Genomic DNA, 25,844 nt, shown 5'->3' with positions numbered 1-25,844 from the left:
CCCAGAGCGTACCCAGAGCGCCGCCGCCGTCGAGCGGGCGTGCCTAGGATCACGAGAGTGACTGACATGCACTACCGGCGCCTCGGGCGCTCGGGCCTCGCCGTCTCGGTGGTGGGCATCGGCTGCAACAACTTCGGCGGGCGGATCGACGCGGCCCGCAGCGCCGAGGTCGTGGACGCCGCCCTCGACCACGGCATCAACCTGTTCGACACCGCCGACGTGTACGGCACCACCGCCGGCGCGTCCGAGGAGGCGCTCGGCGCCGCCCTCCGCAAGCGCCGCGACGACGCGATCATCGCGACCAAGTTCGGCATGGACACCCGCGGCGCCAACGGGCCCGACTGGGGCGCGCGCGGCAGCCGGCGGTACATCCTGCGCGCCGCCGAGGCGTCGCTGCGCCGGCTCGGCACCGACTACATCGACCTGTACCAGATCCATCGCCCCGACCCGGAGACCCCGATCGAGGAGACGCTCGCCGCGCTCGACGACCTGGTCCGGGCGGGCAAGGTGCGGTACGTCGGTCACTCGAACTTCGCGGGCTGGCAGACCGCCGACGCGGCCTGGACGGCCGAGACCCACCACCTGACGCCGTTCGTGAGCGCGCAGAACCGGTACTCCCTGCTGGACCGCTCCGTCGAGGCCGACCTGGTGCCCGCGCTGGAGCGCTTCGGCCTGGGCCTGCTCCCCTTCTTCCCGCTCGAGCTGGGGCTGCTCACCGGCAAGTACCGGCGCGGCGACGCGCCGCCGCCGGGCTCCCGGCTGGCCCGCGACGGCTTCGACCGTGTGCTCGCCGAGGCGCCGTGGGACCGCATCGAGCGTCTCGCCGCGTTCGCCGAGGAGCGGGGCGTCGACCTGCTGACCGTCGCGATCGGCGGGCTGGCCGCGAAGCCGACCGTGGCCAGCGTGATCGCCGGCGCCACGTCGGCCGGGCAGGTCGCGGCCAACGCGGCGGCCGCCGCCTGGGTCCCCGGCGCCGAGGACCAGGCGGCGCTGGCTGAGATCTAGCGTCCCGACGACGTTGGCGTGATCCGCGTCATGCGTCGAAGTCGGCCACGACCCTTTCCGTGATCGGCATCGACTGGCAGGTCAGGACATACCCGGCGGCGAGCTCGTCCGGCTCGAGCGCGAAGTTGCGGGCCATCTCGACCTTGCCCTCGACGATCTTGGCCCGGCAGGTCGAGCAGACGCCGCCCTTGCACGCGTACGGCAGCTCCGGCCGCACCCGCAGCGCCGCGTCGAGGATCCGCTCGTCGTGCGCCATCGTGAAGGTGCTCTCGCGCCCGTCGAGCAGGATGCTGACCTCGGCGTCCTGCCCGGCGGCCTCGGGAGCGGCCGGGCGCGCGACCGGGGGCGCGTCGTCGACGTGGAAGAGCTCCGTGTGTACCGCGGCGTCGTCGACCCCGCGCACGCTCAGCGCCACCTTCGCGTCGAGCACCATCCCGTGCGGCCCGCACAGGAACCACTCGTCGACGGTGCCGGGCGGCAGCAGCGCGTCGAGGATCGCGCCGATGCGGGCCTCGTCCAGCCGGCCCGACAGCAGCGGGGACTCCTGCGCCTCGCGTGACAGCACGTGTACCACGTGCAGCCGCTCCGGATGGCGGTCCTTGAGGTCGGCGAGCTCCTCGGAGAACATCACGGTGCCGGCGGCCCGGTTGCCGTAGAGCAGCGTGACCCGGCTCCCCGGCTCGGTCTCCAGCGCGGTGGCGGCCAGCGACAGCACCGGCGTGATCCCCGAGCCGGCCACGATCGCCGCGTAGTGCCGCGCCCGGTCCGGGTCGAACGCGGTGGTGAAGTGGCCCAGCGGCGGCAGCACGTCGACCTCGTCGCCCGGGGCGAGCTCGGACAGCGCGAACGTGGAGAACGCACCGCCGGCGACCCGCTTGATGCCCACCCGCAGCAGGCCCTCGTCGCGCAGCAGCGCGGGGGTCGAGCAGATGGAGTACGACCGGCGGATCTCCTCCCCCGACTCCGGGTGGCGGCGCACGGTCAGATGCTGCCCCGCCCGGAACGCGAAAAGCTCCCGCAGCGCGGCCGGCACGTCGAAGGTCACCGCGACGGCGTCGTCGGTCAGCCGCTCGACGTCAAGGACCGCGAGGCGGTGGAACATCGGCCGGCGCTTCACGGGCCGCCGAATCGAAGAAACGGTCATGCCGTCACCTCCGCTTCGCTCCGACTGCGGCATGACCTGAGCCTGCGTTCATGATGACCGGCCCCTCCGCTTCGCTCCGGACCGGTCATATTGTCTTCACTCGCTCGAACGGCTCCCGGCACGCCCGGCACCGCCAGAGCGCCTTGCAGGCCGTGGCGCCGAAGCGGGACAGCTCTTCGGTGTCGGGCGACCCGCACCGGGGGCAGCGCACGGTGAGCGTGAGTGCCACTGCCGCGCCGCGCGCCGGCGGTGCGACGCCCGCCGCGGCCAGCTTCGCGAGCCCCTCGTCGGTGATCCAGTCGCTGGTCCAGGCCTCGGCGAGATCGGTGTCCACCTCGACGTCGTGGTATCCGCCGGCGTCCAGCGCCGCCTCGATGTCGGCGCGGATCGCGTCCATCGCCGGGCAGCCCGAATACGTCGGCGTGATCGTGACCGTGACTCGTCCGTCACGCTCTGCAACACCCCGCAGGATGCCCAGCTCCTCGATGGTGACCAGGGGCAGCTCCGGGTCGCGCACCGCTGCCACCAGCTCGCGCGCGCTCACCACGTCGCCCCGGGGTGCGCGCGGTGCAGCACCTGCATCTCGGCGAGCAGCTTGGACAGCTCCTCCGTGTGTACCCCGCGCCGCCCGCCCGAGGGCGCCCAGCCGTCGGCCGGCCGGGTCAGCGTCGCCTCGTCCAGTACCGCGGCGACCTCGGCCAGCCAGGGCTCGCGCAGCGCGGCCGCGTCGCCCTCGAAGAGCTCGTGCGTGTAGGGCCACAGCGCGTCGACGGCCGCCTGCATGCGCTGGTGCGACTCGTCGGTGCCGTCGCCGAGGCGCACGGTCCACAGCGCCGCGTGCTCGGCGTGGTACGCGGACTCCTTGCGCGCCTTCGCCGCGATCCCGGCCAGCCGCGCGTCCTCGCCGGCGCTCAGCCGCTGGTAGGCGAGCCGCTGGTAGACGGCGAGGAACAGCAGCTTGCCGATGGTGACCGCGAAGTCGCCGTTGTCGAGCTCGACCAGCAGCGCGTTGCGGAACTCTCCGTCGTCGCGCAGGTACGCCAGGTCGTCCTCGTCCCGCCCGCGCCCCTCGAGCTCGCCCGCATACGTAAGGAACAGCCGCGCGGCGCCGAGCTGGTCGAGCGCGATGTTGGCCAGCGCGATGTCCTCTTCCATCTCCGGCGCGCGCGAGCACCACTCAGCGAGGCGCTGCGCCGCGATGAGCGCGTCGTCGCCGAGCGCCAGCACCCGCTCGAAGTCCGTGCTCATGCCGACACCTCCGCTCCGCTCCGTACCGCTCATATGTGCTCCGCGCCTTCCGGTACGGCGTAGAAGGTCGGGTGGCGGTACACCTTGTCGGCCGCCGGCTCGAAGAACGCGTCCTTCTCGTCGGGGCTGCTCGCGGTGATCGCGGCGGCCTGCACGACCCAGATCGAGACGCCCTCCTGGCGGCGGGTGTAGACGTCGCGGGCGTTGCGCAGCGCCATCTCGGCGTCGGGGGCGTGCAGGGAGCCGACGTGCGCGTGCGACAGCCCGCGGCGGGGCCGGACGAACACCTCCCACAGCGGCTCGGACCGCAGCTCAGACATGGGCCACCGCCTTCTTGGCGGCGTGCGCCCGGGCCGCCTCGCGCACCCACGCGCCCTCCTCGTGAGCGCGGCGGCGGTGCGCCATGCGCTGACGGTTGCAGGGACCCTCGCCCTTGATCACGCGCATGAGCTCCTCATAGTCGGGCTGGGTGTAGTCGTACGCCCGGCGCTCCTCGTTCCAGCGCAGGTCCGGGTCGGGAAGGCGCAGGCCGAGCACCCCCGCCTGCTGCACGCACATGTCCACGAACCGCTGGCGCAGCTCGTCGTTGGAGAACCGCTTGATCTTCCAGGCCATCGAGCGCTCGGAGTGCGTCGATTCGCCGTCGGGCGGGCCGAACATCGCCAGCGACGGATACCACCAGCGGTCGACCGCGTCCTGCGCCATCTCCCGCTGCCGCGGGGTGCCGCTGGACAGCGTGTGCAGGATCTCGTACCCCTGCCGCTGGTGGAACGACTCCTCCTTGCAGATGCGGATCATCGCGCGCGCATACGGCCCGTAGGAGCAGCGGCACAGCGGCACCTGGTTGACGATCGCGGCGCCGTCGACGAGCCACCCGATCGCGCCGATGTCCGCCCAGGTCAGCGTCGGATAGTTGAAGATCGAGCTGTACTTCTGGCGGCCCTCGAGCAGCATCTCGACGAGCTCGTCGCGGGAGATCCCGAGCGTCTCGGCCGCGGCGTACAGATACAGCCCGTGGCCGGCCTCGTCCTGCACCTTCGCCAGCAGGATCGCCTTGCGCTTGAGCGAGGGGGCGCGGGAGATCCAGTTGCCCTCGGGCTGCATGCCGATGATCTCGGAGTGCGCGTGCTGCGCGATCTGGCGGATCAGCGTCTTGCGGTATGCCTCCGGCATCCAGTCCCGGGGCTCGATCTTCTGGTCGGCCGAGACGATCGCGTCGAAGTATTCCTGCAGCTCACCGCGGGCCTCGACGCTCACCTCGGAGGCCGCCTGAAGGTCCCGTTCGGCGCTGTCGACCTGGTCGAGCAAAGGGGCGAAGTCGTTGCCGTACACGCCCCAAGTGTTACAGCATCCGGCACTTCCGGCAAGGAGATGTCACATGGCATCGGGCCAACTACCAGGGACTTTTGAGGGCAGCCGGGATGTGGCACCGAGGGTTGAAGGCGAGACTCATCGGGCAAAACCACTCACGTCGGGTGACCCCCCAATCGCTGACGACGTGTTGACGCCGGCAAAACCCGCTCATGACCGGTGGCCGGTGGAGTGGGCGCCGACCGCCAGGGAAGGACCACCGACCCATGCGCAAGCGTGTCGGAATGACCACCTTCGTGCTGCTCGTCGCCGCCGCCCTGGTCGGCGTGCCCTTCGTCTGGGGCAGCGACATGCTCAGTGCTTACTCGGCCCACTCGGCCGACTCGGAGGCGGCCGAACCGGCGTCCGCCATCATCGAGAGCCCGGTCGCGAGCGAGTTGCCGACCCGCAAGGCGGCCCCGGCCGCGCCCACCGCCCCGACCCTGCCACCGGCGTTGCTGCACCCCGCGCCCGTGACCGTCGACGCGACCGGGTTCTGGTCCTGGACGGTGCTGGACCGGCGTACCGGCGCGACGGCCGGCTCACCGGACGCGAGCACCCCGCAGCGGACCGCCTCGATGATCAAGGCCTGGCTGGCGTCGGACTACCTGCGCCGCAACCCCGACCCGAGCAACTCGAACCTGTCCCAGCTCAGCCTCATGATCCGCACCAGCGACAACGACGCCGCCTCGTACTTCTGGGACCTCGACGGCAAGTTCGCGAGCATCTCCCGCCTCGTGCAGATCTGCGGCCTGACCGACTCGAAGGCCTACATTGACTGGGCCAGCACCCTGGTCTCGGCCCGCGACGCGGCGCGCATGGGCGCGTGCATCGGCGACGGCCGCGCGGCCGGCGCGAAGTGGACGGACTGGGTGCTCAACGAGATGCGCAACGTGGCGAAGGACCAGAAGTTCGGCATCACGCCGGCGCTGCCCGCCGCGGAGCAGGCCTCGACGGCGGTCAAGAACGGCTGGATCGCCCGCAGCGACGGCAAGTGGCACGTCAACTGCCTGGCGATCGGCACCGACTGGGTCCTGAGCGTGCTGACCGTGTACCCGACGTCGAAGGGCCAGGACTACGGGGCCGACATCTGTCAGAGCGTGACCCGGCAGCTCCAGGCCTGACCGGTCCTCAGCCCTCGAAGAACGCCGGACCGCCGTCCGGCAGCGGGGGCACGGCGCCGCGTGCCGCGGCCCGCCGGGCGAACTCGCGCACGCCGGCGACCTGGCGCTCGCCGAGGGAGAAGTCCAGCACCCGGAAGTAGGTCGCCAGCGTCTCGGCCGAGAGGGTCTCCCAGCGCGCCGCCGCGGTGGCCACCTCGTCCAGCTCCGTGAGGCACAGCTCCCGCGAGCGCAGAAACGCCTCGTGCACGTCCTTGACCAGGCCGGGGTGCGCGGCGGCGAAGTCGCGGCGCACCGCCCACGCGGCGAAGACCATCGGCAGGCCGGTCCACTCGCGCCAGGCCAGGCCCAGGTCGGTCACCCGCCAGCCGTGCTGCGGCGCGTCGTGCATCGCGCGCAGCGCCACGTCGCCGATGATCACGGCGGCGTCGGCCTCGTCGAGCATGCGGGCCACGTCGGGCGGGCTGTTGAAGTACTTGGGGCGCACACCGATGCTGGACTCGAGGTACATCTGCGCCAGCAGTACGCCGGTGCGGGAGGTCGCGCCGAGCGCCACGCGGCGGCCGTCGAGCGACTCCAGCGGTACCGTCGAAACGGCGTTGACGGACAACACGGGCCCGTCGCTGCCGACCGCGAGGTCGGGCAGGAGCAGCAGGTCGTCGGCGTTGCGCAGGTATTCGACGAGCGAGATCGGGCCGATGTCGAGGTCCCCGGCGACGAGCGCGGTGTTGAGGCGCTCCGGCGAGTCCTTGAACAGGTCGACGTCGATCAGCGCGCCCGATCGCATCAGGCCCCAGTAGATGGGCAGGCAGTTCAGAAACTGGATGTGGCCGACACGGGGCCGCTGCAATGCAGGCACTACGCCATGGTGCCCCAATCGCGGCCGCGCACACGGGCGGGGCGGTCATTGTCACAGCGGTTACCCTCGTGGGATGCGACGCCCCCTCGCTGTGCTCGGCCCTCCGCTCGCGCTCGCCCTGCTGCTCGTGGCCGGGTGCAAGCCCGCGGCACACGACGGCCGCACGCCCGCCGCGGCGACCGCTGTCGAGTCGCCGGACACGGTGCAGAGCGCCGACGAGAGCCCGAGCGCGGCGCCGTCGCCGTCGTTCACCGGGCCGCTGTTCACGCCGACGCAGCCGGTGACGATGAACGTGAAGGGGTTCTGGTCGTGGGCCTACTACGACCACACGACCGACCGGATGTACGGCTCGACGCCCTATACCACGAGCGACACCGCCTCGATGGCGAAGGCCTGGGTGGCCGCCGACTGGCTGCGCCGCCAGGGCGAGCAGAACAAGCAGCCCAGCAGCACCGCGCTCGCCGAGCTCAGCCGCATGATCCGCGACTCGGAGACGGAGAACACCTTCAAGTACCACGTCCAGAACGGCAACCTGACCTCGATCAAGCGCATGATCACGCTCTGCGGCCTGACCGAGACCAAGGGCACCCAGAACTCCTGGAGCCTGACCCAGATGTCCGCCCGCGACGTGGCCCGGCTGGCCAAGTGCATCGGCGACGGCCGCGCGGCCGGCCCGAAGTGGACCGGCTGGCTGCTCAACGAGATGCGCAACGTGCACGGCCCGGGCCGGTTCGGCCCGATCGAGGTGCTCCCGGCCGACGTGCAGAAGACCACGGCGATCAAGAACGGCTGGCTGGCCCGCGACGACGGCCAGTGGCACATCGCGTGCATGGCGGTCGGCGACGGCTGGAGCCTGGGCATCATGGCGCACTACCCGAGCTCCCTGGGCAAGGACTACGGCGTGAAAACCTGCCGCGAGGTGACGAAACAGCTCCTGACGAGGCACTGACTGGCCTCGGGCCGGACCGTTCGACTAGGTTGGGCCGGTCGATTCGAGGGGGTCCGTTGGCGCAGCCGAACCCGCCGTCGTTCGGACTGGACGACTTCAGCCTGGACGACCGGATGCGGCTGTTCAGCTACGTCACGGCGGACAACCGGACGGCCTACCTCTGGGTCCTGCGCTCCCTTGACGCCGCCCGCTCCAGCTATCAGGTGGTCCTGCACACCTCCGAGGTGGCATCCGCCATGACGGGGCTGGCGGCGACCTACCCCGAGTGTCCGGACCCCGCCGGGCTGGAGCTTCCGCGGCTGCTCGATGCGCTCGTCGACTGGGGTGTGCTGGATCGCGGGCAGGACGGCGCCCGCGCGGCGACGCTGGCGGAGTACCGCAACCGTCACTCGGTGTATCAGTTCACCGAGGCCGGCTACCGCGCGCACCGGGCAGTGGAGTCGGTGCTCGCCGCGGGTGTCGGTGACAGTTCCCTCTCCCGGCTGGTCTTCGCCGACCTGCTCGCCGACCTCAAGGCGCTCGCCGCGGCGAACGCCGAGGGCGACGCGGAAGAGGTCTACCGCAAGCTCAGCCGGCTGGACCGGGCGCTGGCGGACATCGCCGAACGCGCCGCCCGCTTCTACCACATGCTGGGCGACCTCGGCCGCACGCCGGACGTTCGGCCCGAGGCGTTCCTCGCGCACAAGGACGCGCTGCTGACACACCTGCGCGACTTCCACGACGAACTCCAGCGATACACCCCGCGGCTGCGGGAGGCGGTCCACGAGGTGGAGGCCACCGGCCTGGACCGCATGATCGAGGCGGCCGCCGAGGCGGACGAGCGGCTGTTCACCACTCCGGCCGAGCGGCTCGACGACTGGCGCCGCCGCTGGGCCGGCCTCCGGTCGTGGCTCGCGCCCCCGGCCGACGGGGCGCTCAGCGAGGCCGACCGGCTCGCCGGGGCGACGATGGCGGCGATCGGTGACGTGCTGGCCCTCCTGCGACGGGTCACCGAGGCCCGCCGGGGTGGGGTCAGCCGCGAGTCGCAGCTGCGTCACCTCGCCGCGTGGTTCACCCGCGTCGGCTCCGTCGAGGTCGCGCACGCCCTCTTCGACGTGGTCTTCGGTCTCGGCGCCCCCCGCCACGTCGGCGTCGCCCACGCCGACCCGGAGCTCATCCCGACCCGCCTGTCATGGTGGGAGGCGCCACCGGTCGAGCTGTCCCGCACGCTGGTGCAGTTCGGCCGCGCACCCGGACAGGGCAACGGCCGGCCGGCCCGGCTCGACCGGTCCCATGGGCAGCGCGACCGGCTCCGGGAACGGCAGCTCGCCGAGGAGCGCCGCAGCGCGGCGGCCGCGGCGCGACTCGTCGAGCAGCACGCCGGCGACGACCCCGCGGCCGACGTGCCGCCGCTCGACGAACCGCAGACCGCGGTATTGCGCCGGCTGCTGGACGTGGCCCTGTCAGCGCGGGCGGCCGGACGCGCCGACGCACCGCTGGCGGCGGCGGCCTACGGGGTGCGGCTCACCCTCACACCCACCCCGGGCCGCTTCACCACCGTGTCGACGACCACGGGGCGGCTGCACCTCGACGGATACGCGCTGAGCGTGTCGCCCGCGGAGCACACGGTGGCCAAGCGGGCCGAACCGGCGCCCGAGCTGGCGGTCGTGCCGTGAGGTTCGCGGCAGACGTGTCCGAGCTGGACCTGGCCGATTATCAGCGGGCGGTACGACTCGTCCTGCGCCACCCGCTGATCACCCCGACCTACCCGGACGAGCGGGCGCTCGTGCGGGTCCGGCGGTTCGCCGCTGAGCTGCGCCGCGACCTCGCGGAGGCGTTCGGGTACCGACTGGAGCTGCACGGGTCGACCGCCCGCCTCGTGCGGACCGCCGACCACCTCACTCCCGACCGGCCGGCCGCCAGCCGCACCGGCCGCCCGTTCGACCGGCAGCGCTACGCGTACCTCGCGCTGTGCCTGGCAGCGCTGGGCCGGGCCGGCATCCAGACCACGGTGAGCGAACTGGCCGACGCCGTTTCCGCCGACGCGAACCGGATCGGCGGCCTCGGACTCGACCCGGACTCCGGCGCCGACCGGCGCGCCTTCGTCGACGCGGTGACCTGGCTGGAGGAGCGGGGGGTACTCCGGCTGGCCGACGGGTCGAGCGCGTCGTGGGCCAGCGATCCCACGGCCGGCGAGGCGCTCTACGACATCGCGCGCGACGCCCTCGTCGCGCTGTTCCACCCGCCGCGCGTGTTGCAGCACGTCGACACCGTGACCGCCCTCCTGGAACGCCCGGCGACCACCAGCGGCAACGCCGAGCGGCGGGCGGCCGCGCAGGCCGCGCGCCGAGCCGTCGTCGAGTCGCCGATCGTGTACTTCGGCGACGTCGAGGCCGCCGTCGCGAACCATCTGCGCGGCGCGGCGCTGCCCGGCGACCTGCACCGGCTGACCGGCCTGCGGGTCGAGCGGCGCGCGGAGGGCGTGTTGCTCGTCGACACGCTCGGGTTCTCTGCGGAGCGGTTTCCGGGGACCGGTTCGGTGGCGCAGGCCGCGGTGCTGCTCGCGGTCGACCTGGCCGAGCGGGCGCTGGACCCGGACGGCCGGCGGGTCAGGCGGATGCCGGGCCCGGACCCCCGTGAGCGGCAGGCCGCGCTCGTGGCCGCCGCGGACGCCGGGCTGCCGGAGCCGACCCGGATGTTCGCGGACGACCGGGACCGCGCCGGCGACGCCGACCGGACGGACGACACCGGCGAGTCTGACACCGAGCCCGCACGGCTGCCGTTCGTCACCGACAGTTTTCTGCGCGAGGCCGTCGCGGCGATCCTGCAGCGCTACGGCTCGGCCTTCGGGGCCGCCTGGCACGCCGACCAGGAGCGTCTGCGCGTCGAAGCGGTCGAGCTGCTCGCGAGATTCGGCGCGGTGACGCCGGTGCCGGGCGGAGTGCTGGTCAGGCCGCTGATCGGACGGTACCGCGGAACCGTCGCCCGAATGCGCCAACGGACCCTCTTCTAGGAAGACGCGATGACGCGATTCACCCCGACCCGCGCCGGGATCATCAACCTGTGGGACTACCGCGACGAGGAGTTCATCTTCGTCGACGGCTGGCTGGTGCTGCGCGGGCCGAACGGGTCCGGCAAGACCAAGGCCCTGGAGGTGCTGTTCCCGTTCGTGCTCGACGGGCGGATCGAGCCGCGCCGGCTCAACCCGTTCGCCGGCGAGGACCGCACGATGAAGTCGAACCTGCTGTACCGCGGACAGGAGACCGCGCACGGGTACGTCTGGATGGAGTTCGGCGACGGCGCCTCGTTCGTGACGATCGGCATCGGCCTTCGCGCGCACCGGCACAACGATCGAGTCACCCGGTGGCACTTCGTCGCCGACGGCCGGATCGGTGTCGACCTTTCGCTGCTGGACGCCGAGGACCGGCCCGTGTCCCGCAAGGACCTCGTCGAGCAGCTCGGCGCCGACGCGATCCGCGACTCGACGGAGGAGTACCGCCAGCTGGTCGACGCGAAGCTGTTCGGTCTCGGTTCGGCCCGCTACGAGCAGCTGCTCGACCTGGTGCTGACCTTGCGGAAGCCGCAGCTGGCGAAGGACCTCAACCCGGCGGAGCTGTCCCGCACGCTCCAGCGCGGCCTGCGGCCCGTCGAGGACCACCTGCTCACCGAGGCCGCCCGGTCGTTCGACGACATGGAGGCGGTGGCCCGCACGCTGGAGGGCCTGGTCGCGGCGGACGCCGCCACGTCCGCGTTCCTCGGCGTGTACGCCACCTACCTGCGCACCCACGCCCGCGCCGCCGCCGACGCGCTGACCACGCGGCGCGCCGACGCCGACCGCCGTACCGGGGAGCTGGCCCGGGCCGAGGCGGCGTCCGAGGCGGCCGGGGAGGCGGCACGGACCGCACTCACGACGCTCCAGGCGGCCGAGACCGAGCCCGGCCGGTTGCGCGCACACCTCGACCGGTTGAAGAGCTCGGCCGCGTACCGGTCCCACGAGCAGCTCGCCGACCTCGAGCGGCACGTCGACGACCTCGCCGGGGCGGCTCGCGACGCCGAGGCGGCCGTGCGCGTCGAGGAGACCACCGAGCAGCGCCGGCGAGGCGAACGCGAACGGGCGGCCGTCGCGGCCCGTGACAGCCAGGCGCTGGTGAGCCGGCTGGCTGACGAGGTCGCCGGCGACGCCCACCTCGCCGGCATCGACTGGGGCGAGGGCGCCGCCGACGTCGACGGGCTGCCGGCCCGGCTCGCCGCCCGGTCGACCGCACGCCGCGACGACCTGCACACCGTGCGCGAGCACGTGGCCCGGCTCGCTCAGGCCGACCGCGACCACGAGCGCGCCGCCGAGGCCGACCGCGCCGCCCGGGCGGCGTCGGACGACGCCGCGCTCGCCGAGTCGCAGGCCGCCGCCGCGGTGGCGAACGCACACACCGCGCTGATCGACGACCTGCACACGTGGGCCGCGCGGTGGACCGCGCTGCTCGCCCAACTGGGCGTGGCGGACCTGCCGGATGCGCTCGTCGACGCCGCCGATCGAGTACCGCTCAAGGACGTCTACGCCGAGGCCGTGACGCCCGCGCTCGCCGGCCGCCGGGACACCCTGGCCGCACTGGCCGTTGAGCGCGCCGCGGTGGAGTCCGAGCACGCCGACGTCGCCGCCGAACGCGAACGGATCGCCGCCGAGCAGGACGATGCCCCGCCGCCGTCCACGACCCGCCCCGCGCGCCGCGACGGCCGTCCCGGCGCGCCGCTGTGGCGCCTGGTCCGCTTCGCCGATGACGTGTCCGAGGCCGACGCGGCCGGCATCGAGGCGGCGCTGCACGCCGCGGGGCTCCTCGACGCCTGGCTGTATCCGTCCGCCGGCGACACCGCCGAAGCGCTCGACGCGGGCGTGGAGGACAGCTACCTGAGCGCCGGCGCGCCGGTCGACGGCCCCAGCCTGGCCGACGTGCTCGTCGCCGAGACCCAGGAGTACGTGGCCGCGGCCCGGATCGACGCGGTGCTGGCATCGGTCACGCTCGGCGACCTGTCCACCCGATCGGGCGTCGACACGACGGGCCGATGGGCGCAGGCGCACGGCGCCGGCCGGCTGAGCAAGGGCAGGTGCGAGTACATCGGGGCCACCGCACGGGCCGCACGCCGCGCCGCGCGGCTCGCCGACTGCGACCGCCGGCTGCGCGCCCTCGAATCCGACCTGACCCGGCTCGACGGGGCACGCGCCGAACTGCTCGACGTCATCGACCAGGCCGACCGCGCCGGCAAGGCGCTGCCGACCCTCGACCGGCTTCAGGCAGCCCAGCGCGACCACGACCGGGCGGCCGCCGCGCTCGCGGTCCGCCGGGAAGCGGCCGTCGAGGCGGCCGGGCGCCTCGACGCCGCGGTCGCCGTCCGGGCCTCGGCCGGAGTCGCGCTGCAGCGCGCCGTCGCCGAGCGTTCCCTGCCCGTCGCGCAGCTCGAGGCCGTCGCCGAGGCAGTCACCCGGTTCGAACGGACCGGGCTGCGCCTGGAGGCCGCGCACCAGGCCGCCGCCACCGCCGCCGACCGGTCCGCCGAGGCCGGTGAGCGGCACGAGGAAGCCGTCGATCGGCTGGCGGCCGCGCGGGCCACGGCCTCCACGGCCGCCCGCCGACACCTGGAGAAGGACGAAGAGCGGCGTACCCTGCGCGACGCCATCGGCGCGGAGGCGAAGCAGATCCTGGCCGAAGTCGCCAAGGCGGGCGAGGACATCACCATCGCCGAGGCCGCTCTGGTCGCGGCCCGCGAGGCGTACACCGAGACGGTCCAGCAGCGCTCCGCCGCGCAGGCCAGGGTCGAGCTCGGCCAGCAGACCGTCGCCACCGCGCTGCGCGAGGCGCGACAGGACGCCCTGCGGCTGCGACCGTACGCCCGGCCCGACCTCTTGGGGCTGATCCGCTGCCCGACCCACCTCCAGTGGCCCGCCGTCGACACCGCCGGCGACGAGCTCGACCCGGCCGTCGTCGCCCTGCACGAGGCGGTGCTGGCCGCCACCCGGGAGCTGACCCCGACCGAGACCTCCCTGAAGCAGAGCGCGACGCGCCTCACCACGGCGCTCGGCGAGTTGCAGGCGCAGCTGCCGGCCGCCGGCCTCGACCATCGACCGGAGTGGGACACCGACGACGGTGTCATCGTCGTGCGCGTCGCCGACGAGCAGGGGCTGACGCCGGTCGCCCGGTTCGCGGAACGGATCGCCGCAGACCGCCGCGACCAGGAGCATTTGCTCACCGACGCCGAGCAGCGGGTCTTCGAAGACGCGCTCCTCGGCCAGCTCGCAGGGCAGATTCACCGGCGCACGATCGAGGCGCGAGACCTGGTCGCCGCAATGGACACACAGATGCGGGCCCGGCGCATGTCCTCCGGGCTCACGGTCGGCGTCGGCTGGCGACTCTCCGACGACCTCGACACCGAGCAACGCGAGATCTGCAAGCTGCTGGAGCGGGACCCGGCGCGGCTCGGACCGGCGCAGCTGACCTCGATGCGGCGACACTTCGCCGGCCGGATCAAGGCCGCCCGGTCCGCCGCCCCGGAGAAGCCCTACCGGGAGCTGCTGGCCGAGGTCCTCGACTACCGCCAGTGGCGGGAGTTCGCATTCACCCTGCACCGGCCGGGCGGTACCGCGGAACCGCTGACCCGCGCCCGGCACAGCCAGCTCTCCGGCGGCGAGCAGTCCGTGTCGCTGCACCTGCCGCTGTTCGCCGCCGCGAACGCGCTGTTCGGCTCGGCCCGGCCCGACGCGCCGCGCCTGCTCGGCCTCGACGAGGCGTTCGCCGGCGTCGACGACAACGGCCGAGGCGAGCTGATGTCGCTCGCGAAGCAGTTCGACCTGGATCTCTTCATGACCGGCTACGACCTGTGGGCCACCCATCCGGCGGTGACCGGTGCCGCGCACTACGATCTGTCCCACTCCGCGGTCGACCACACGGTCTCCGCCGTGCTGCTGGTGTGGGACGGCGCGATGAACATCGCCGACTTCGACGGCACCCTGGCGCGGGCGCTCGGCTCGCCGGAGACCCGGCATGCACCCACCCTCACCGCCTGATCCGGTGACCACGCCGGGCTGGCAGCGCCTGCTCGACGCGGCCCGGCGCAGCCTGGAACGCACCGGCGGCAGCCTCGACGGCAACGTTTCGATCGCCGCACCTACCGAGGACGAACGGCTGGTCGTCATCGGCATCACCGGGGTGTACCGCCCGACCGGCGTGGCCCGGCTCACCGTGCGCCTGGCCGATCTCGACGCGCACCTGCGGGCCGCCCACGGCGCCGGGCTCGTCGCGGTCCTCGGCCCGCTGCGCGACCGCCCCGGTGAGCGCCGGCGCGCCACCGTCGAGCGCGACGCGCTGCTGGCGGTGGCGGCCGGCAGCCGTCACGCCGCGTCACCCTGGTACGAGGAGTGGGTCGAAGGACTGCGCCGCGACGGTACCCTCACCCGGATCGCCCGCGGCGGGATCGACTTCCAGGCGGTCGTCACCGTGCTCGACGCCCTGCCCGCCGCCGAGGAACCGATGCCGGCGTTCGCCGAGCGACTCCTGGGCGACACCAAGGCGCTCGCCGACGGTCCCCTGCGTGGCCTGACGCTGCGCGCCCTGGCGTCCTGGCACCAGGTGCCCGTGCCGGCCGGCGCCGAGGAGGAACGGGCACTCTGGGACCTCGCCGGCGTCGTGCCCGACGACCTCGCCAGCCAGGTCCTGGTGCTCAACGTCCCGGCCGGCGGCGGGCTGCTCGGCTCGTGGCTGACCGACGCGGCCGCCGCGCGGGTCCCGGTGCGGGTGACCCTGCACCAACTGCGGCTCGCCCCGATCACGCTGACGTGCACGGAGGTCTTCGTCTGCGAGAATCCGGCGGTACTGCGGGCCGCCGTCGCCGCGACGTCACGGCCGCTGATCTGCACCGAAGGCGTGCCCTCCACCGCCGTCCACGCGCTGCTCAGAGCCGCCGGACCGGACACGGTGATCCGGTGGCGCAACGACTTCGACTGGACGGGAGTGCGGCTCACCGGCGCCGCACTCGCCCGCTACCCGACGGCCGTGCCGTGGCGTATGGACGCCGCCACGTACGCGGCCCACGCGGCGAGCGGCGTCCGGCTGTCCGGCACCTCAACCGCAACGCCGTGGGAGCCGGCGCTCGCCGACATGATGATCCGCTCCGGCCGCGCCGTCATGGAAGAACGGATTCTTCCGCTGTTGCTGCACGACCTGTCCTGAGTTGCCGTGGCGCGCTACGCATGGAATCCGGCGGCGTCGAGTGTCTTCATCAGGGTCGGCCTGCGGCGGTGTCGTTCGCGGAAATCGGCCAGGTAGGCGGCGAAACGATCGTCCTGTCCAGCCGCCCGGCAGGCCGCCTGCAAGGCCGAGAGCAGCGGCAGCGCCCGGCGGTACCGATCCTTGTCGCCGCTGTCGCCGACCTGCTCCTCGATGAGGTGCTGATACGGCTCGATCACCTCGGCCGGCTCGGTCGCGCTCCGCCGCTCGAGCAAGCCGAGCCAACGCTGCCGGCCGAGCCGGTCGGCGTTCGCCCGGCCGATCGTCCAGGCTTCGCCGTGGGCGCCGACCGCCGTCAGCACGTCGACCAGTTCGGACACGTAGAGGGGCTGCTCGGCGACGCGCTGCCGTAGCCGCTCGATCGCCGCCGGTGTCGGGTCGGCGGCGCCGGCCTGCACTGCGGTGCTCTCCCATGCCCGGAAGGCCTCGAGCGTCGGGTGCCGCTCGAACTCGGCCCGCCGCACCGCCAGCGCGGCCTCGCTGTCGCCCTGTTCGAGCAGCAACGCCACCAGCGTGTCGAGGAGCTGGTCGGCATGCGGCCAGCCGGCTTTCTCCGCCAGCCCGCGCCGCGCCCAGGCGATCGCCTCCACCGTCCGGCCGGCCGCACGCAGCGTGTCGACAATTCGCGCGTACTGCACGGCGTTGGTCAGATGCTCGGCCAGCACTTGGACCTGCCGGTCGATGTCGCCGGACACCTCGGCCAGCTGCTCGCGCAGATCCCGAATCGCGAACAGCCCCGTCCAAGACTCGGGATCCGCTGTCGCGGCCCGGTCGGCGACCAGCCGCTCCACCTCCGCCAGCCCGGACGCACCGAGCGCCGGGGCGAAGTCGCGCAGCACGATCCGCGGCCAGCCCGGGCCGTCGCACTCAAGTTTCACCAGCCAGCCGGCGAGCCGTCTCGGGTTCTGGGGCGCCGCGATGCAGGCCTGCGCGTACAGCTCCATGATCTGCTGCAGGTCGTCGCCGACGACACCGGACGAGTCGTCCATGTACATCAACGCGGCCGTCATCCGATCGACGGCCTTCCGCAGCACGGGAACCACCGTCGCCGCGGCCCCGGCGTCGATCAGTACGGCACACCGGTCGGCCAGATCGCGGGCCGCCTGCGAATATTCGCGCCGGCCCCGGTACGGATGCGTGCGGCGATCGCGACGGAGCCGATCGACCAGCCCGGTCAGATCTCCGGTGCCGTTATCCATGTGGTTGCATCCAGCAGGTCCAGGTAGCCGTGTGCCGCGTCCCAGAGGTGACTCCCCGGATAGGTTCCCATTCCGCGGTGGGCCGAGCGCCAGTTGCGCTCCCAGAAGCCTCCCTCGACCCGGCGTAGTGCGCAAGGCTCGCGGCCGGCTCGGCCGTCAATTCCACTCGACCGGGGCCATCGAGACCCGCGACTCCGCTGCTGCTCAGCGGCCTGATGTAACGCTTACCCGCTCGACTGCGCTCGTTCACGGACGTTGTGTTACAGCGCGACGTCGATCGGACAGTCCGACGGAAAGGTTCACCGTGAGACTATCTCGTCGCAAGGCACTGGCAGCCGCATCCGCCGCTGCGGTCGGTGCCGGCGTCCTGGCCGCCGCAGCGTTACCGACGCAGGCGTTGGCGGCAGGACCGGAAAACACGTACATCGTGCTCGCACCAAACGGTCAGTCAACGGCTCGTGCGGCAGACCGGGTCGTCGCGGCCGGCGGCACGGTCGTGGCGAACTACAACCAAATCGGCGTGCTCGTGGCCCGCTCGACCAACCCGGCGTTCGTGACCGCGGTATCGGGTTCGGGCGTGGACGCCGTCGCGTCCACCGCGGGCCTCGGCACCGCGCTCGACGACAGCGAAACCGTTGAGGTCACCGACCCCGCCGTGCTGCAGAGCACGGGCGACCCGACCGGCGAGCCGCTGTTCGGCCAGCAGTGGGACATGATCCAGATCAATGTTCCGCAGGCGCACAAGGTGACCATCGGCAGCCCGAACGTGGTCGTCGGGGTCCTCGACAGCGGCATCTCCAGCACCCACCCCGACCTTGCCACGCAGATCGCGAAGGACAAGAGCGCGTCCTGCATCGGTGGCGTGGTCAACACCTCCGAGGCCGCCTGGAACCCGACCACCTCCGACCACGGCACGCACGTCGCCGGCACCATCGCCGCCGCCATCAACGGGATCGGCGTCACCGGCGTGGCTCCCGGGGTGAAGGTCGCCTCCGTCAAGGTGGTGAACGACGACGGCTTCATCTACCCGGAGGCCGCGGTGTGCGGCTTCCTCTGGGCCGCCGACCACGGCATGCAGGTCACCAACAACAGCTACTACATCGACCCGTGGGAGTTCAACTGCCGTAACGACGTGCGGCAGCGCCCGGTCTGGCAGGCCGTCCAGCGCGCGATCCGGTACTCGCAGAACAAGGGCGTGCTCAACGTCGCCTCGGCGGGCAACTCCAACGTCGACCTGCAGCACAAGTTCATCGACAGCGGCAGCCCGAACGACGGCAGCTTCCCGGTCGAGGACCGCACGATCACCGGCGCCTGCCTCGACCTGCCGGCCGAGGCGCCCGGCGTGGTGACCGTGTCCGCGGTCGGCCCGACCCGGTCGAAGAGCTACTACTCGTCGTACGGCCAGGGGGTCGTGTCCGTCGCGGCGCCCGGTGGCGACACCCGGTTCCGGACGCTCGGCCGCTCGTCGACGCTGACCGACGCCGTCCTGTCGACCACCTTCAACACCACGACGAAGACCAACGGCTGGGGCTACAAGCAGGGCACGTCGATGGCCGGGCCGCACGTGGCCGGCGTCGCCGCACTGGCGCTCTCCGCCCACCCCAACATGCAGCCGGGGGCCCTGGCGTCCTTCCTGCAGCGCACCGCCGACGCGCTGCCCTGCCCCAGCGGCGTGTACAACCCGGTCCCTCTCCTGCAGGGCTACGAGGCCACGTGCTCGGGCGGGAACCGCAACGGCTTCTACGGTGCCGGTGAAATCAACGCGTACAACGTCGTGCGATAGCACTGGCAGTACCACGGTGGGGTCGCCTGCCCACAAGGCCGGCGACCCCATCCGCCGCCGTTTGCGGGTCAGGCGAGGCCGGACAGCGCCGCGTTGATCGCTTCGGCGTCGAACCGCTCAGGGGTGAAGTCGGCGATGTCGTCGATACCCACCCACGCCATGCGGTCGCGGTGCTCCGGATGATCGGGGTCGCGTAGCACGTCGACCAGCTCGAGATAGCCCCAGATGCCGCCGCAGTCGTCGGGTGGCGCGGCTCGCCGTCCGCCGGTGCACCTTGGATACCGTACCGCCGGGTCACGGTCGAAGACCTGCTCGACCAGCAGCTCGTGCTGCCAGTCGTCCCCGAAGTCGTAGACGTATCGGATCTTGCTCTTGACCGCCGGAGCGACCTGCTCGAGAGTGACCGACCCGTCCGAACGGTAGCCCAGATCACGATCCGCGACACCGAAATCCCCGAACGGCGTCTCGAACACGTGCAGGTGACTGTCGTTCCAGCCGAACGCCGCCTGGATGATGTTGTGCAGTCCCGCCAGGCTGACGTCCGCCGGCACTTCGAGGCGCCGCCAGATCGGCGGCTTCGCGCCCTTCAGCCCAACCTTGACCTGGTAGATCGGGGCCGGTCCGGCCAGCTTCCGCTGCTTGGGCGACAACTCGAGAGCCGCCGCGAAACCACCATGCGGCGCCGGAGGCTTGTCGGATTCGGGCAGCGCGGCCATGCGCGCACGGACCAGCGTCGCGAACACCGGATAACCGGGTCCCTCCGCACCGAACAGCTCCGACGAGTCCTCGTCGACGTCCTCGGCGTCGTGGACGTCCCGGGCATCGAGGGCGTTGTCGATCCACCAGCGCAGCTCCGCCGGCTCCATCGACTCGGTCCTGATGTCCAGGCCGTTCTTCCTGCCTGACGTCCGCATCGCCTGCAGTACCTCAGGGAGGTTCTCCGCGTCCACGAACGTGATGTCCACGGCGGCGTCACAATCGGTGTGGTCGACGGCCACCACGAGCGCGTGCCCGCGCTCCGCCCGCCGCAACGAGCAGACCAGCATGGACGCGTTGCCCTGCAGGTCGAAAACGCGACGACATTCCTCGACGGTGACCGGCTCGGCGATCTCGTCCGCCCATGCCGGTAGTGCGACCCCGGCCCGCGCCAGCCTCTCCGCCGCCGCGCGCGCCGCCGCGCCGACGTCACCCAGCGCGACCGACCCGACGGCCAGCAGCATCCCGAGCGTTCCCGCGTTTGCCCGGCTCTCGAACTCCACGAGCAGATCTGCCAGGGCTGCCTCGGCGTTCGCGGAACAGATCGCCAGCAGCGTCGCCGCACCGATTTCGGCGTCCAGCGGGTCATCGACGGCCGCCAGCCCCGACATGGCGTCGGCGAGTTCCCCGAAGGCCTGCTCCTGATCGAAGCCGGGGTCCGTGCAGGCCGGACAGTCACACGAAACCGGCTCACCGACAACGCGGAGCACCGCCGATCCTCGCCCGGCGTTCCGCTTCTGCCTGCCCTTACGGCCGCGACTGACAGGGCTCATAGGCCCAGTCTGTACCAAAGCTCACACCAAGGCGAACCGGGGGCGATGTCGAGTCGCCCGGCGCACGTCACGGGGTGACGGTTGCGTTCCAGTCGATCCGATAGCCGTGCACCGGACCGAACATCTTCTCCGGTTTGAGGAACGTCTTCATCGCGATGGGCATCAGCACACTCATCAGCGTGCTACCCACCGGGCCGAACGCCTTCTGCCTGTTGTTCTTCGCGGCGTTCGCGGCGATCTTCTCGACCCGGTCCCGGCGGAGTCGTTCGTAGACGGTGAAGGCGGTCGGCAGGTCGGGAAGGTCGCGCAGGCAGCGGGCCAGTTGGATCGCGCTCTCGATGGACAGCGACGCGCCCTGGCCGGAGCTGGAGGACGGTGCGTGCGCGGCGTCGCCGACCAGCACCATCCGGCCGCGATGCCAGTGCGGCACCTTCGGCAGGATCTCCAGCGAGCCTACGACGAGCAACTCGTCGGCGTTGGCCTGCTGGAGCACCTGGTGGGCGGGTACGTCGTCGGCGTGGATCTCCCGCAGCCGGCGTAGCCAGTCCGCAGGGGGTACCTCACGGGCCTGAGCCATCGTCATCGGCTGCCGGTGCGGGAGGTTGCTGAACCACATGGTGCGGCCGTCCGGCCCGGTCCAGTAGCCAAAGAACGCGCGCTTGCCGAAAGCGAAGTGCATGGCATCCGGCCGCGCCAGAGCGGCGCCCTCGACGACGTGGTCGCCCAACCCGCCGAACCCGAGCAGACCGACGTACTTCGGAGAAGGTGCGTCCGCATCGATGAGCGTCCGGACCGTGGACCGGATGCCGTCGGCGCCGATGAGCACGTCCGCGCTCGCGGTGCTGCCGTCGGCGAACCGCGCGGTGATGCCGCTCCCCGTCTCGTCGACGCCGATGAGGCGCTTGCCGTGCTCGATCCGGATGCCTTGTGCCACCGCATGCTCGTGCAGCACGCGGTGCAGATCGGCACGCCACATCGCGAGGCTGGGCAGGCCGGGCAGTCCGGCGAACTCACCGGACTGCTTGCCGCTGCCGTACTCCATGACCATGCGTTGGATCGGCTGTCCGATCGCCTGGACGGCTTCGTCCAGGCCGATGATGCGCAGTGCGTCCAGCCCGTTCGGCGCGACCATGAACACGCCGCCGACGCCGTCTGCCCGGCCCTCGTACGCCTCGTACACGCTCGCCTCGATGCCTGCCTTGGCTAGCGCCAACGCCGCCACCGGTCCGGCAATGCCTCCCCCGATGACCAGCGCGGTCTTGACCTGTGCCATGTTTCCTCCCGAGTTTTGGCGGATCACCGTGCGGCCGGGCGGGTGGGGTCGTCGACGGTCGGCATGTCACCGTCACGGTGCGCCCGCTTGAGATCTTCCAGGTACGCCCGGGAGAACATGGCGGACAGCGTCGCCATGCCGCCGCGGTGGATGCGGATCTCTCCGCCGTGCACGCGTCCGGTGATCCGCACCCGCCGACCGCCCTGGGCCCCGGGTGCCTCGCCGTCCTTGACCCTGCCGGCGCCGGTCCATTGGATGCCCCACTGGTCGACGGTGGCGTCGGCGGGCAGCAGCACCTTGAACATGCCGTGGTCGATGTCCACGTCCAGCTCGATGTCGCCATCGGCGATCTTCGGCGAGCGCAGGTCGATGACGGCCGCGCCGCGACGGACGCGGACCTGGAAGGTGCGCGCGGTCGTCCAGTGCCCCAGCTGCTTGGTCATGGCGTGGTCGGCGTGAACGCGGACCACCTCGGCGGTGGAGTGCGCAAGCGATGTCATGCAGAGATAGTGACACGGATACTAGTGTCATGGCAACTAGATATCTGGAGACTAGTGTAACTTCGACCTATGACCACGACCTTCCGTCGCTCGCCGCTGGCGCTGGCCATCCTTGGCCTTCTGGAGGACGGCCCCCTGCACCCGTACGCCATGCAGCAGCTGATCAAGCAATGGGGGAAGGATCAGGTCATCAACGTCGGGCAGCGCGCCAGCCTGTACAAAATGATCAACCGGCTGTGTGAGTCCGGCCTGATCAAGGTCCGCGAAACCACCCGCGACCACCAATATCCGGAACGTACGAGTTACGAACTGACCGACGCCGGGCGAGCCGCGAGCCGGCAGTGGATGGCCGAGATCCTGTCCACGCCCCGCAACGAGTTTCCGGAGTTCCCCGCGGCGCTGTCGTTCTTGCCCATGCTGACCCCGGACGCCACCTTGGGCCTTCTTGCCAACCGGCGGGAGCTGCTCGTCCAGCGTCTGGCCGAACGCGATGCGGCGATTGCGACGGAGCTCGAAGGCTTCCAGATTCCCCGCGTCACGATGCTGGAGACCGAATACCTACGCGCGGTCACCCAGGCCGAGCTGAACTGGATCGACGAAATCCTGGCCGGCCTGCGCGACGGAACCATCACCTGGAGCCGCGAGCAACTCCAAGCCGTCGCTGCGCAATGGGCAGACCACGCCCGGTAGGTCTGCCGGCTTCTGGGGGTTCGGGGTTCCCGGTTCCGCACCGGACGCCGATCGGCTCAGCGGGTCGTCATCCACGCGCGCAGGTTGCCGACGAGCAGAACGCAGGCTGCGAGGATCAGCACGGCAGCCGCTCCGGCCCGCCAGTTACGGACGACGACCTCGACGACGCCCAGAACGGCGAACACGGCGGCGCCGGCCGCAGCCATGGTTGCCGTGAACCGCACCAGCCGGCCGCGGGCGGCCGCCTCGATCGCGAGCATGAGCGCCATCAGCCCGGCGAACGACCAGACGACTCCGATGGGCGGGCTTATCACGACGAGCGCGACTCCGGCCAGCATGACCGACACCGATGCTGCCGACCATATCGCCAGGAACCGCCGGCGTGGGGCGTCGGCGGTGAGCGGAAGAGCACGGCGGCGCAGATGGGCGTGTGGAGCCTCGACAGGCGGCTGGGTTCTCGCGCGGACGATCGCATCGAGTTCCTCGCGGAGCGCGGTCTGCTCGGTGTGCAGCCGCGCGATGGTCTCCCTGCCCTCCCGGCCGTCGCCCGCCTTGTCACGGCGTTGGGTCTTGTCCGCACCGGCGTGGCTCGCGTAGGCCGCCACGGCCCGGTCGCCGGCACGCAACTCCCGCGACATCTGCCGATGGACGTCGATCTCGACGCCGATCTCGGCAAGGCGTCGTTCCAGCCGGCTCGCGCGGCGCTCCCGCAACACGGCACCGTGCTCGACGGTCGGGTACTCCTCGTCGAGGCCTGCCCACGCCACTGGGTTCGCCCAGCCCGGCCGGACCGTTCCGTCGCGCTCATACCGGGGCCCGGCCGGTGCCCGCTCGCCGCCGAAATGGTCCCGGGTGTCCAGCCCCCACAACCCTCGGTAGGCGCGAATCCATGGAGTGTGGTCGTCGATCAACACCGGATGCCACGCCCTGCGCTCGCCCACCCCGATGCCCGGGCCATCGCCGCGGTGGTAGTCGATGAACGGGATGCCGGCGGTCGTCTCCGGCATGTCCCTGGCCCAGGGCAGTAGCGTCCGGGCCACCTGCCGCAGCCCGGCCGCGAGGCGGTTCGGCCACGTCAGGGCGACGGTCGTCACGTATTCACCGGGTAGGTAGGCACCGGCGTGCGATCCGGCCCCCGCGTACACCACCGGATGCGTGCCGACGAACTCGATGTCCGGGTCGTCCCAGCGTCTACGCAGGTCGTCGCCGACCTCGTCGTGGGCCGAGAACGCCACCCAGGCCGGGCGCAAGGAGCCGCTGAGTGTCTCACCGAGAAAGATCGTCACCTGTTCCCAGTCGGCTTCATGGTCGTTGACGCCGCTGAACGTCGAGCGCCAATCGTTCATCGGGTAGAAGTACCAGTACTGCAGGGCGACGTAGCCGCCGTCTCGGGACACTCTCGCGTAGTAGGGATGGTCGTTCGCCTGCATGTGCGTGACGTACAGACGGTGCGCCGCCGCCCGGGTGCCGCCGGGTGTCGTCCCCCGCAGGAGCAGAGACAGGCGGAGCCCGGCGTCGACGAGCCGCGCGAACAGCCCGACGACGGCGAAGCGGCTACTCGGCCGGAACGACGGCTGCGCTCCCTCACGGCGCCACCGCCGGTACTCGGCACCATGCATCGGGCGGTCGACGAGGCGCAGGTACAGGCCGTCCCCGGCGAACCGCTCGCCCTCCGCGGCCAGACGCTCCAGCGTCAGCTCACCGGGCTGGGCCAGGCATTCGTCGCGCCGTTCACCTGGGCGCCGATGCCACAGACTGGCCTGGCCGACGTAGGCGTTGACGGCCGTCGGCAGGAACAGTTCACCGGCTGTGTACCGGATCACCGGCTCGTACGCGCGCAGCAGGGCAAGGTCACCCTCACGGGTACCAGGCTCGACGGAGATCTCCGGCCAGTCCCCCGCCTGCTTCGCCGGCTGATCAGCCCAGCGGTCCGGAGCGGGTCCAGCCCCTGGGCCACCATCGGCGGCAGGCACCGCATCATCCACGTCCATAACTCGACCTCTGACCGGATCGCGCCGATTCGGCCTGGTGGAGGATGCGTCCTACGCCCGAGCTCAGCCTCGACCCGGCCTGCTGCCGCCCCACGACGCCGACCATGCCGATCCCCTCCTCACGGTGGATTCGGCTCATCCCGCTACCCACGGCCAACTGGTTCATCCGTCCGGCAACCCACACCACGGATGCAAGGAGCGGATCCGACAGCAGCGGCAAAGCTTCTCGACGACGCGTCTTGACGCTGTCGCACCGGGTTCGTTCGGCTACGTGTGGGTGTCGCGCTGGTCGATCTGTGTCGCACCCAGCAGGTCCAGGTAGCCGTGTACCGCGTCCCACAGGTGATTCTCCGGGTAGATTCCCAATCCGCGGTGGGCCGAGCGCCAGTCGCGGTCCCAGAAGCCTCCTTCGACCCGGCGCAGGTGGGCAAGACTCGCAGCCAGTTCGGCCGTCAACTGCTCATGCAGTTCGGCGTCGGTTGGGGCTGGCAGGCGCAGGTCTTCTGCCTCACCGCGGTCGAGCGCGTCCAACGCGGCGGTGTCCGGCCCATCGAGCGACCAGACGCGCAGCGGGCGGCGAATGACATGGTTGGCGACCGGCCATTCCGACGGGCGCCAGTACCACTCCACCGGAGCCTTGTCGATCTCCAGCAGACTCGGCAACCCGACGCACGACTGCGGCTGCGCGCACCACGTCAACTCATCGGCAGGCATGTCCAGCACGAACGCCATCTGCACCACGGGCACGTCGGTGCCCGGCTCGAGGACCGCACCGAAGACATACACGCCGACCAGGACCGGCTCGCCACGCGAGAACTCGCTGAACCGCTGACAGCCTTCCACGACCGTTCGCACACGGCGTACCGCAGTCTGATAACGCACACGACCATCCTGCCGGAGGCCTGAGCAGGACGTGTTGGTCCGCGCCGACCTGGACGAATCCATCTGCGT

The 25,844-nt window shown here is 71.7% G+C and carries 21 protein-coding genes; 9 read left to right on the top strand and 12 right to left on the bottom strand.

The window, feature by feature from the left end; all coding sequences use genetic code 11:
• Positions 1-48 precede the first annotated feature (48 nt).
• On the top strand, positions 49-1,005 hold the full coding sequence (locus ACGFI8_RS12755; RefSeq protein WP_392804084.1) for an aldo/keto reductase: 957 nt from the start codon (positions 49-51) through the stop codon (positions 1,003-1,005).
• 28 nt (positions 1,006-1,033) lie between these two features.
• Here ACGFI8_RS12755 and paaE read toward each other — a convergent pair whose 3' ends face one another.
• From paaE to paaA, 5 genes are all read right to left on the bottom strand, one after another.
• Positions 1,034-2,149, bottom strand: coding sequence for a 1,2-phenylacetyl-CoA epoxidase subunit PaaE (gene paaE, locus ACGFI8_RS12750; protein ID WP_392803692.1), 1,116 nt, complete (start codon positions 2,147-2,149; stop codon positions 1,034-1,036).
• Between the two features lie 85 nt (positions 2,150-2,234).
• Entirely contained in the window at positions 2,235-2,696 is a 462-nt protein-coding gene (paaD, locus tag ACGFI8_RS12745; RefSeq protein ID WP_392803690.1) for a 1,2-phenylacetyl-CoA epoxidase subunit PaaD, read from the bottom strand.
• Complete coding sequence (paaC, locus tag ACGFI8_RS12740) at positions 2,690-3,397, bottom strand: 1,2-phenylacetyl-CoA epoxidase subunit PaaC (protein ID WP_392803688.1); 708 nt, start codon at positions 3,395-3,397, stop codon at positions 2,690-2,692. Before paaC ends, paaD begins: the two co-directional genes overlap by 7 nt.
• Positions 3,398-3,426: 29 nt before the next feature.
• Positions 3,427-3,717 (bottom strand): 1,2-phenylacetyl-CoA epoxidase subunit PaaB, encoded by a 291-nt coding sequence (gene paaB, locus ACGFI8_RS12735; RefSeq protein WP_392803686.1) that lies wholly within the window; start codon positions 3,715-3,717, stop codon positions 3,427-3,429.
• Entirely contained in the window at positions 3,710-4,729 is a 1,020-nt protein-coding gene (gene paaA, locus ACGFI8_RS12730; protein ID WP_392803685.1) for a 1,2-phenylacetyl-CoA epoxidase subunit PaaA, read from the bottom strand. The genes paaB and paaA overlap by 8 nt, the downstream gene beginning before the upstream one ends.
• Positions 4,730-4,974: 245 nt before the next feature.
• Between paaA and ACGFI8_RS12725 the strand changes: the two genes are divergently transcribed.
• Complete coding sequence (locus ACGFI8_RS12725) at positions 4,975-5,871, top strand: hypothetical protein (protein WP_392803684.1); 897 nt, start codon at positions 4,975-4,977, stop codon at positions 5,869-5,871.
• A gap of 7 nt (positions 5,872-5,878) precedes the next feature.
• Here the strand turns inward: ACGFI8_RS12725 and ACGFI8_RS12720 are convergent, their stop codons facing one another.
• Positions 5,879-6,727, bottom strand: coding sequence for a menaquinone biosynthetic enzyme MqnA/MqnD family protein (locus ACGFI8_RS12720; RefSeq protein ID WP_392803683.1), 849 nt, complete (start codon positions 6,725-6,727; stop codon positions 5,879-5,881).
• Between the two features lie 73 nt (positions 6,728-6,800).
• On the opposite strand from ACGFI8_RS12720, the gene ACGFI8_RS12715 reads away from it, so the two are divergent.
• The 5 genes from ACGFI8_RS12715 to ACGFI8_RS12695 are packed head-to-tail and all read left to right on the top strand — an operon-like array spanning position 6,801 to position 15,871.
• Positions 6,801-7,676 carry a hypothetical protein gene (locus ACGFI8_RS12715; RefSeq protein ID WP_392803682.1) on the top strand — a complete coding sequence of 292 codons (876 nt, stop codon included), beginning with the start codon at positions 6,801-6,803 and terminating at the stop codon, positions 7,674-7,676.
• A gap of 56 nt (positions 7,677-7,732) precedes the next feature.
• On the top strand, positions 7,733-9,331 hold the full coding sequence (locus ACGFI8_RS12710) for a TIGR02677 family protein (protein WP_392803681.1): 1,599 nt from the start codon (positions 7,733-7,735) through the stop codon (positions 9,329-9,331).
• 14 nt (positions 9,332-9,345) lie between these two features.
• Entirely contained in the window at positions 9,346-10,668 is a 1,323-nt protein-coding gene (locus tag ACGFI8_RS12705) for a DUF2398 family protein (protein WP_392803679.1), read from the top strand.
• Positions 10,669-10,677: 9 nt separating this feature from the next.
• Positions 10,678-14,709, top strand: a complete 4,032-nt coding sequence (locus ACGFI8_RS12700) for a TIGR02680 family protein (RefSeq protein WP_392803677.1) — start codon at positions 10,678-10,680, stop codon at positions 14,707-14,709.
• Between the two features lie 4 nt (positions 14,710-14,713).
• Positions 14,714-15,871, top strand: a complete 1,158-nt coding sequence (locus ACGFI8_RS12695) for a TIGR02679 domain-containing protein (RefSeq protein WP_392803675.1) — start codon at positions 14,714-14,716, stop codon at positions 15,869-15,871.
• A gap of 14 nt (positions 15,872-15,885) precedes the next feature.
• Here ACGFI8_RS12695 and ACGFI8_RS12690 read toward each other — a convergent pair whose 3' ends face one another.
• A complete protein-coding gene (locus ACGFI8_RS12690) occupies positions 15,886-17,127 on the bottom strand; it encodes a hypothetical protein (protein ID WP_392803673.1) in 1,242 nt (413 codons plus the stop codon).
• A gap of 427 nt (positions 17,128-17,554) precedes the next feature.
• On the opposite strand from ACGFI8_RS12690, the gene ACGFI8_RS12685 reads away from it, so the two are divergent.
• Entirely contained in the window at positions 17,555-18,910 is a 1,356-nt protein-coding gene (locus ACGFI8_RS12685) for a S8 family serine peptidase (protein WP_392803671.1), read from the top strand.
• A 68-nt stretch (positions 18,911-18,978) separates the two neighbouring features.
• Here ACGFI8_RS12685 and ACGFI8_RS12680 read toward each other — a convergent pair whose 3' ends face one another.
• The 3 genes from ACGFI8_RS12680 to ACGFI8_RS12670 all read right to left on the bottom strand — a co-directional run bounded on the left by ACGFI8_RS12680 (position 18,979) and on the right by ACGFI8_RS12670 (position 22,212).
• Entirely contained in the window at positions 18,979-20,376 is a 1,398-nt protein-coding gene (locus ACGFI8_RS12680; protein ID WP_392803670.1) for a plasmid pRiA4b ORF-3 family protein, read from the bottom strand.
• Between the two features lie 130 nt (positions 20,377-20,506).
• Entirely contained in the window at positions 20,507-21,712 is a 1,206-nt protein-coding gene (locus ACGFI8_RS12675) for an FAD-dependent monooxygenase (protein WP_392803668.1), read from the bottom strand.
• Positions 21,713-21,735: 23 nt separating this feature from the next.
• The gene (locus ACGFI8_RS12670; protein WP_392803666.1) at positions 21,736-22,212 is read right to left on the bottom strand and encodes a hypothetical protein; all 477 of its coding nucleotides are present in this window, start codon (positions 22,210-22,212) and stop codon (positions 21,736-21,738) included.
• 69 nt (positions 22,213-22,281) lie between these two features.
• On the opposite strand from ACGFI8_RS12670, the gene ACGFI8_RS12665 reads away from it, so the two are divergent.
• Positions 22,282-22,902 (top strand): PadR family transcriptional regulator, encoded by a 621-nt coding sequence (locus ACGFI8_RS12665; protein WP_392803664.1) that lies wholly within the window; start codon positions 22,282-22,284, stop codon positions 22,900-22,902.
• Positions 22,903-22,958: 56 nt separating this feature from the next.
• On the opposite strand, the gene ACGFI8_RS12660 is transcribed toward ACGFI8_RS12665, so the two are convergent.
• Together ACGFI8_RS12660 and ACGFI8_RS12655 are read right to left on the bottom strand one after the other, a co-directional pair.
• Complete coding sequence (locus ACGFI8_RS12660; protein WP_392803662.1) at positions 22,959-24,893, bottom strand: hypothetical protein; 1,935 nt, start codon at positions 24,891-24,893, stop codon at positions 22,959-22,961.
• A gap of 267 nt (positions 24,894-25,160) precedes the next feature.
• Positions 25,161-25,748 (bottom strand): hypothetical protein, encoded by a 588-nt coding sequence (locus ACGFI8_RS12655; RefSeq protein ID WP_392803660.1) that lies wholly within the window; start codon positions 25,746-25,748, stop codon positions 25,161-25,163.
• Between the last annotated feature and the right edge of the window lie 96 nt (positions 25,749-25,844).

The organism is Dactylosporangium sp. NPDC048998 (genome assembly GCF_043197855.1).
In the GTDB taxonomy this organism is placed as follows: domain Bacteria; phylum Actinomycetota; class Actinomycetes; order Mycobacteriales; family Micromonosporaceae; genus Dactylosporangium.
Note: the sequence above shows the minus strand (reverse complement) of the source record. Positions and strands in the feature narration are given on the sequence as shown.

Excerpts from the sequence above, each read along its gene's own strand:
- paaE (WP_392803692.1), bottom strand. The coding sequence starts at position 2,149 with ATGACCGTTTCTTCGATTCGGCGGCCCGTGAAGCGCCGGCCGATGTTC.
- paaC (WP_392803688.1), bottom strand. The coding sequence starts at position 3,397 with ATGAGCACGGACTTCGAGCGGGTGCTGGCGCTCGGCGACGACGCGCTC.
- paaB (WP_392803686.1), bottom strand. The coding sequence starts at position 3,717 with ATGTCTGAGCTGCGGTCCGAGCCGCTGTGGGAGGTGTTCGTCCGGCCC.
- ACGFI8_RS12725 (WP_392803684.1), top strand. The coding sequence starts at position 4,975 with ATGCGCAAGCGTGTCGGAATGACCACCTTCGTGCTGCTCGTCGCCGCC.
- ACGFI8_RS12715 (WP_392803682.1), top strand. The coding sequence starts at position 6,801 with ATGCGACGCCCCCTCGCTGTGCTCGGCCCTCCGCTCGCGCTCGCCCTG.
- ACGFI8_RS12700 (WP_392803677.1), top strand. The coding sequence starts at position 10,678 with ATGACGCGATTCACCCCGACCCGCGCCGGGATCATCAACCTGTGGGAC.
- ACGFI8_RS12690 (WP_392803673.1), bottom strand. The coding sequence starts at position 17,127 with ATGGATAACGGCACCGGAGATCTGACCGGGCTGGTCGATCGGCTCCGT.
- ACGFI8_RS12675 (WP_392803668.1), bottom strand. The coding sequence starts at position 21,712 with ATGGCACAGGTCAAGACCGCGCTGGTCATCGGGGGAGGCATTGCCGGA.
- ACGFI8_RS12670 (WP_392803666.1), bottom strand. The coding sequence starts at position 22,212 with ATGACATCGCTTGCGCACTCCACCGCCGAGGTGGTCCGCGTTCACGCC.
- ACGFI8_RS12665 (WP_392803664.1), top strand. The coding sequence starts at position 22,282 with ATGACCACGACCTTCCGTCGCTCGCCGCTGGCGCTGGCCATCCTTGGC.
- ACGFI8_RS12660 (WP_392803662.1), bottom strand. The coding sequence starts at position 24,893 with ATGGACGTGGATGATGCGGTGCCTGCCGCCGATGGTGGCCCAGGGGCT.